The organism is Massilia sp. NBRC 108631 (assembly GCF_059704565.1).
In genome coordinates, this window is record NZ_BAAKJE010000144.1 from 1 (window position 1) to 648 (window position 648).

1 protein-coding gene is annotated in these 648 nt (G+C 63.3%); it reads left to right on the top strand.

Annotated elements, in window-relative coordinates; translation table 11 throughout:
- A partial coding sequence (locus AC6H42_RS16335) for a HAMP domain-containing protein (RefSeq protein WP_497548487.1) occupies nt 1–648 on the top strand: 648 nt, incomplete at both ends.

A 648-nucleotide genomic window follows, 5' to 3' on the forward strand; every position in this document is an offset into this window, starting at 1 on the left:
CTGGAAGGACTTGACCGACTCGGTAAACTCCATGGCGGGTAACCTGACCGGCCAGGTGCGCAACATCGCGGACGTGACCACCGCCGTGGCCAACGGCGACTTGTCGAAAAAGATCACGGTGGACGTGAAGGGAGAGATCCTGGAACTGAAAAACACCATCAACGTGATGGTGGACCAGCTGAACTCCTTCGCCTCCGAGGTAACGCGGGTGGCCAGGGAAGTCGGCACCGAGGGCAAGCTGGGCGGCCAGGCCAACGTGCCCGGCGTGGCCGGGACCTGGAAGGACTTGACCGACGGCGTGAACTCGATGGCGGGTAACCTGACCGGCCAGGTACGGAATATCGCGGAAGTGACCACCGCCGTGGCGAACGGCGACCTGTCGAAAAAGATCACGGTGGACGTGAAGGGCGAAATCCTGGAACTGAAAAACACCATCAACGTGATGGTGGACCAATTGTCCTCCTTCGCCTCGGAAGTAACGCGCGTGGCGCGGGAAGTGGGCACCGAGGGCAAGCTGGGCGGCCAGGCCTACGTGCCCGGCGTGGGCGGCACCTGGAAGGACTTGACCGACAACGTGAACTTCATGGCATCGAACCTGACGGGCCAGGTGCGCAACATCGCGGCGGTGACCACCGCCGTGGCGCGCGG